Source organism: Candidatus Omnitrophota bacterium (assembly GCA_016209275.1).
Lineage (GTDB): Bacteria > Omnitrophota > Gorgyraeia > Aquiviventales > Aquiviventaceae > JACQWM01.
Map to the genome: position 1 here is coordinate 60,627 of JACQWM010000029.1, position 6,715 is coordinate 67,341.

The following is a 6,715-nucleotide window of genomic DNA, read 5'->3' on the forward strand; positions in this document are numbered from 1 at the left end:
CTAAAAGTCGGAGAGGGATTTCGGGGGGATCGAGGCGCGCAGGGCGTTGAGGATCGCCAGCAAATCGATGGCCTCTTGGGCGAGTGCTCCGGCCACAGGCACGATATACCCGGCGGCGGCGAAGCCCATGCCGATGAGGCTCAGCCCCATGCCGCCCACCGCGCTTTGCAAGGCGATGCGGCGCATGCGCTCGCTGATGTGAAAGAACTGATCGATCTTGATCAGCGAGGAATCCATGATGACCACCCCGGCGGCTTCGGTGGTGATGTCGCTGCGCTGGCCCATGGCAATGCCAACGGTGGCGGCCAGCAGGGCCGGCGCATCGTTGATGCCGTCGCCGACCATGAGGGTCTTGGCCGCAGCGGTTTCTCGGCGCACCAGCTCCACCTTCTGCTCCGGGCTTTGCTCCGCATACACCTCGGCAATACCCACGCGCTCGGCCAGATGCCGCACCTCGGATTCGCGGTCCCCGGAGACGACCAGAATGCGGTGCAGCGCGTGTCGCGGCCCAAGATGCGTGATGAATGACCGGCCCTCGGTGCGCGGCTGATCGCGGAACCGCAAGAGCGCGGCGAACTGGTCGCCGAGAAACACCAGGCATTCCATCCCGGCCGGCGGCGGCAGCGCGCCGGCCGCCGCGCGCTGCTCGGCGGTCAAGCTGCCGCGATTCATGATGCGCACGTGATGGCCGGCCACAACACCTGAGGGGCCCAGACCCGGCACCTCTTCAATGCGAGAGGCTTCCTGCAGGGCCAGGCGCTCTTTCGTGGCCGCCGCCAACACCGCGCGCGCCAAGGGATGCTTGGAATACCGCTCGATGCTCGCCGCCCATTGCAGCACCTCCTGCCGCAAGGCCCCGGGCGCGCACATGATATCCTCGAGCACCGGCGTGCCGTAGGTGAGCGTTCCGGTTTTATCGAAGATGGCGGTTTCGCACGTCGCGACTTGCTCCAAGACCACGGGCTTTTTCACGATGATCGCGTGCCGCGCGCACAGCGAAACGGCGCCGATGATCGCCACGGGAATGGCGATGAGCAGCGGGCACGGGGTGGCGATCACCAGCACCGCCAAAAAGCGGCTCGACTCGCCGCTGAGCGCCCAGGCGGCGATGGCGATCCCCAGCGCCACCGGGGTATAGAAGGCCCCAAGCTGATCGCCCAAACGCCGCAGGCGCGGCTGATGCTGCGCTGAGGCGCGCATCACCTGCATGATCTTGGCGTAGCGGGAGTCTTCCGCGCGCTTGGTGGCACGGATCGTCAGGGCGGCCTCGCCGTTAATCGCGCCGGAGATGACCGTGGCTCCGGGCGCTTTCGACATCTCAAACGGCTCGCCGGTTAAGTACGACTCATCCATGACGCTGTGGCCTTCGATGACAACACCGTCCACCGGGGTGATTTCATGCGGAAAAATGACCAGCGTATCGCCCGGGGCGATGTCGGCGAGGGCCACATCGAGCAGCTGCGCGTTGTGCTTGCGATGCGCCACCGACGGCAGGCGCTTCGACAGCGCGCGCAAGACCGAGGAGGCGCGCGTCACCGCGTAGCCCTCCAAGGCGGTGCCGCCGGAGTACATCAGCACGATAATCGCCCCGGCCACGTATTCGCCCAGGATCACCGCGGTCAGGATGGAGAGTGCGGCTAAGACATCGGATCCCCACTCGCGGCGCAGCAATCCGCCGGCAATGTCGTAGAGCAACGGCGCGCCTCCGAGCAGAAGGATGCCTAGCAACGGGGCGTCATAGAGGGCGGCTGAGCTGCGGAGGATCCATCGCAGGATAACGTAGGCGGCCAGGGCCGCCAACGTGGCGATGGCGATCGCGGTGTGCTTGCGATCTAGCGAGGCGTCTTTGGCGTCCATGCGTGGCGCGCCTTATCGATCAGCGCATAGGCGATCGGCGGCACCCACGGGCTGACATAGCGGCGGATGAATCCGTCGGTGGGCAGCACCCGGTAGAGGGTGGAGTGGCGCGCGGTGTGCTCCTGGGCCGGCCGCCCGTTGGAATAGTAGTAGAGGGCGAGGGATTTCCGCGTCACACCCTCGGGAGAGGCCAGCGGATGCGGATGGCCGTGGTACGACGTGCTGGTCGTCGAGAAGATGGCCATACGGTTGAAGCGCGGCGCAATCTTCTGTTGGCATGTGGTCATGGTCCGATCCCAGAGCTCTAACTGGCCGCCCCATGCGTCCTGCCAGTCTTTATTCAGATAGACCAGCAGATTCAGGCGGCGGTCGAGCCCCCACTGCGGATGCTTGTTGAAATCGGCGTGGATGGCCAGCTGGCCGCCCCGGACGGATTGGTGCATGCCCCCGCCGACGAAGTGCGGATCAGGGATCAGGTTGGGGATGCCGGTGAGCTGCTCGAGAAACCGCAGGAAAGTCGAGGAGTTGAGCTGATACAAAAACTGCCGAATGGGCAGCGGAAGTTGCGCCTCGTGTGTTGAACCGAGTTTCTGCTCGGTGGCGCTGCGGAACTGGTGCCACTCGATGTCGTTCGGGCCAGGAAAGACCGCGAGCAGCTGCTCCAAACGCTGCGGGTTGAAGAAGTCATCGATGGCGATGTGCGGAAACGGCTGCGCGGTGTGATACGCCTGCGCGGAGGTTTTCGCCACCTCATCTAGCTGGAGGCGGGGATGCAGGATGGTCACATCCATGGCGGCACGAACGTGGTTAGTTGGCGGGAGAGATCTTCACAACCTTCACGGCAAAGTGCAGCGTTTTGCCGGCCAACGGATGATTTAAATTGAGGATCACCGTATCCTTATCCACTTTCGAGATGGTCGCGCGAAAGGGCTGGCCGTTCTTGCTCGTTCCCTGCAGCGCGAGACCGACGGCTGGCGTCATCTCCGGCGGCAGCTGGGTCTTTGGGACCTCGACATACGCTTGCGGATCCACCGCGCCATACCCTTCCTCAGGAGCCACCGTCACATCACGCGCATCCCCCACTTTCAGCCCCGCGAGTTGTTTTTCCAAGCCCGGAATAATTTCTCCTTGGCCCTGCACGTAGCTCAAGGGGCTGCGGCCCTGGCTGGAATCCACGACCGCGCCATCGACGGTCAACGTGTAGTCGATTTGCACCATCATGCCGTTTTGAATCCCGGCCGGCGCGGGAGCCGTTGCCGCGGGGGCGGCGGCTGGGGTTGCCGAGGCTTGCGGCTCCTCGGCGCGCGCATGCGCCGCCACCAGGAGGCTGCCGACGGCGAAACCAAGACCGATGAAGACATCGGGACGAAGCACCATCCAACCCTCCTCTGAACAACAGCCCCTATGTTTGCGTTCTGCGGCACTATAGCACAAACGCGCGCCGCTTCCTACTACGCTAAGACCTCCACTGCTGCGCGAGCAGCTCGCCGATGCGGCGGCTCACGCGCCGGTCGCTGAAATACCAACTATGTGATTCAAGCGAGCGCAGCAAGGGAACCTGCGCGATGGCCAAGCGCGTGATCCCGCGCCAGAGGCCGGCCGAGGCCCAGGCCGGGGCCAGGCGCAGATCTTCGTCGACGGCCTGGTGATAGGCGGCGTTGAGGGGCTTGAGCGGATAGCCCACCAGGTCTTCCGGGTAGAAAAAGTTCACCCAGATCTTCGGGCGGATCGGCTTCGTGAAATGCTCCAACCCGTAGCGCAGCCCGAAGAGCGCGATCGGCGAGCCCATCGTGAAGAAATTCACGAGGGCAAGCTGCGTAGGAAACTGGCCGGATTGCTGCAGCTCATAGACGCCGTCCGAGGCGATAACGGATCCCAGGCTGTGGCTGATGATGGTCAGCCGCGTGGGGGTCGTCGCACGGGCGGCGGCCTCCTCGGCGATGGCGCGCATGGCCTCGGCGAAGCGGCGTTGAATCTGGCCGTATTTATCCGGCGGATACGGCAGCTTCGCGTAGGCCACCACATCGCCGAGCGAGCTGACCATGAACTCGCGCAGCTTGCCGCGCACATCCAGCCGGCGCTTCAACGCATTCTGATCCGGCTGCACCACGTCGGCCCAGGGCGCTTCGCGCCACGCCAGCGCCTCCGCCGGGGGCGCTCGGTGGCCGGCCTCGCGCACGCCGCGCGCAAACGCCTCGGTAATGCCGCGCTGAAACGCCGCCGGCAGCGTGTAGGGTTTCGTCCCCATTCCGTGCACGAACAGGATCACATGGCGCATGCGCTGTTGCGTCCCATGCTACACCACATCGTCACCGGCGTTCAAGCGTGCGCGGATCAAAGCGCAGGCGGCGCAGCTGCGGCGCGAGCAGCGCCGTGCCGGCCACGATGCCGAGCGTGGCCACGCCGCCGACGGCGACACACGGGACGACGCCGATCAGCGAGGCTAGCATGCCGCTTTCAAACGCGCCCAGCTCGTTGGAGGCGCTGATGAACACCCAGCTGGCCGCCGCGATGCGGCCGCGCAAATGATCCGGGGACAGCAGCCGCACCGTCGAGCGGCGGATCACGACGCTGATCCCGTCGAAGATCCCGCTGAAAAACAGGGCGGCCATCGACAGCCAAAAGTGCCGGGACAGCGCGAAGACGATGATGCTCAGGCCGAAGCCCGCCACCCCCAGCAGCAGGTTGCGGCCGGCGCGCGCGATCGGGGGCCGGTGCGTGGCCATCAGCGTGATCACGAGCGCGCCCACCGCCGGGGCGGCGTTGAGCAGCCCCAGCCCTCGCGCGCCGACGCGCAGGATGTCATCCGCGTAGATCGGAAACAGCGCCACCGCCCCGCCGAAGAGGACGGCGAAGAGATCCAGCGCCATCGCGCCGACCAGCGGCTGATGAGAGAACACGAACCGCCACCCGACGATCATGCGCTCCAGCAGCGGCTCGCCGGCGGTCGGCGGCGGCTGCGGCTTCGGGGCGATCAGCGCCGTGCACAGCCACGAGCCGACGAAGGCGGCGGCGATCAGCAGATACGAGCCGACCGCGCCCCACCATTCGAACGCGAAGCCGATGATCGCCGGCCCGGCGGCGGCGCACGTCAGCCACGTGCTGGTGATCCACGAGGAGGCATTGACGGTGAGCGTTTTGGGCACCACCTGGGCCTCAAAGGCCGTATGGGCCGGATCGGCGAATCCGCGCGCAATGCCGGCGATGAAAATCACGACGTACAAGCCGATGAGCGAGGCGGCGTGCTGGGTGAGCGACAGCAGGGCCAGCGCGATGGCGCAGAGGCAGGACACCGACCGCGTGATCAGGAGGATCCGGCGCCGGTTGCAATGGTCGGCGACATAGCCGCCGATCAGAAAAAGCGAGATGGCGGGGATCGCCTCGACGAGCCCCAGCAATCCCAACGCCGCCGGTTGGCGGGTCAGCCGATAAATCTGAAAGCCGATGACCACCAGCAGCGAGCGGCCGGCGAGGGTAAAGCACGCGACCGCGGCGAGCAGCAGGCGCACCTCGGCGACCTTCAGCGCATCGGCGAAGTGGCGGGGGGCTGGCTGATCAAGCATGCGCAGAAACCATCAATTGTTGCGAGGAGGCGTGAGAGCCGTCTAGAGAGACGAAAACGGATATGTCCTCAACCTGAAATCAGCTCGTCTGTCGACTGCCACGGCACCGCGGTGATCCGCCGGCTGAGTTGCATGTTGCGTGGCACGCGGCACACCAGATAGCCTTGCTTCGATGACGCGTATTCCTGGAGAAAAATCTCCAGTCCGCGAACATCGCCGAGTTGCGGTCGATCCGTCCATTTGACTTCTACCGGGGTGTACGCGCCGTCATGGTCAATTACCCAATCGACTTCAGGGCCGTCCGGGTCGCGCCAAAAACGAATTTTCATCGCCGGGTGCTGGATATGCGCGCAGCGCACGAGCTCCAGGCCCACGAACTGCTCAAATAACCGCCCGAAGGTCTCGCGGGACGGCCGGGAACCTTCGCGCGCGGCCAGACGCCGAACCCCCAGGTCAAAGAATAGGTATTTCTCCGATTTCGTCAGCTTCTTGCGGGTTGCGCTGTGAGTCAGCGGTTCGATGCGCTCGGCAATCAGGCAGTCTTCGAGGATGTGGTAGTAGCCGGCGATCGTCGTGTGCGCCACGCCGATTTCCTGGGAGAGCTTGCGCGTATTAACAATGTTGCCGGATTCCGACGCCGCCAGCTCGAGAAACCGGGCGAAATCGCCCATGCGGCGCACGAGCGCTTCGGCCCGCACCTCTTCTTCCAGATACGTGGTGACGTACGATTCCAGATCCGTCTCGCGATCCGATCGGTTCGGCACCGCCACGATGCCCGGCAGCGATCCATGCAGCAATCGCTCCTCCACGGATGGCGCGGGAATCTCCCGCAGACTGAAGGGATCCAGCCGGAGGGTTGCCACGCGGCCGGGCAGCAGATTGACCGCCGCCCCGTGGCGCAGCTTGCGAGCGCTCGAGCCGGTCAGCACGAAATTGGCCCGACCGCGGTCGATCAGATCCTGCACCACATCCAGCAGGGCGGGGACTTTCTGCACTTCATCCACCACCACCAGCGGACGTCCCCCGCCCCGTCGGCGCGCTAAGGCGTCCACCTCGCCGGCGAGTTGGTCCGGCGATCGCTCATACCGCTGCCGAACCTCCGGGCGGACCAGACTGATGGACAGCGCCGTCTCAAACTGGCGGACCAGGGTCGTCTTGCCGGTCTGCCTGGCCCCGAAGAGCAGCACGCTTTTGTTGCGCGCCACCGCGTGATGGATCTTCGCCTCCAGCAGCCGAGTGATGTATTTCATACACTCAATTTTCTACGAAATTTGAGTGTTTGTCAACAAAATTCT

The 6,715-nt window shown here is 65.0% G+C and carries 6 protein-coding genes; all 6 read right to left on the bottom strand.

The genetic code is table 11. The features are described from left to right. Nucleotides 1-1,857, bottom strand: coding sequence for a cadmium-translocating P-type ATPase (cadA, locus tag HY737_04525; GenBank protein ID MBI4597652.1), 1,857 nt, complete (start codon nt 1,855-1,857; stop codon nt 1-3). Beyond that, nucleotides 1,833-2,648 carry a 2OG-Fe(II) oxygenase gene (locus HY737_04530; GenBank protein ID MBI4597653.1) on the bottom strand — a complete coding sequence of 272 codons (816 nt, stop codon included), beginning with the start codon at nt 2,646-2,648 and terminating at the stop codon, nt 1,833-1,835. Before HY737_04530 ends, cadA begins: the two co-directional genes overlap by 25 nt. Nucleotides 2,649-2,664: 16 nt before the next feature. After that, nucleotides 2,665-3,234 carry a peptidylprolyl isomerase gene (locus tag HY737_04535; protein MBI4597654.1) on the bottom strand — a complete coding sequence of 190 codons (570 nt, stop codon included), beginning with the start codon at nt 3,232-3,234 and terminating at the stop codon, nt 2,665-2,667. A 79-nt stretch (nt 3,235-3,313) separates the two neighbouring features. Beyond that, complete coding sequence (locus tag HY737_04540; GenBank protein MBI4597655.1) at nt 3,314-4,135, bottom strand: hypothetical protein; 822 nt, start codon at nt 4,133-4,135, stop codon at nt 3,314-3,316. 31 nt (nt 4,136-4,166) lie between these two features. Continuing rightward, nucleotides 4,167-5,420, bottom strand: a complete 1,254-nt coding sequence (locus HY737_04545) for an MFS transporter (protein ID MBI4597656.1) — start codon at nt 5,418-5,420, stop codon at nt 4,167-4,169. Nucleotides 5,421-5,488: 68 nt separating this feature from the next. Continuing rightward, entirely contained in the window at nt 5,489-6,670 is a 1,182-nt protein-coding gene (locus HY737_04550) for an ATP-binding protein (protein MBI4597657.1), read from the bottom strand. Between the last annotated feature and the right edge of the window lie 45 nt (nt 6,671-6,715).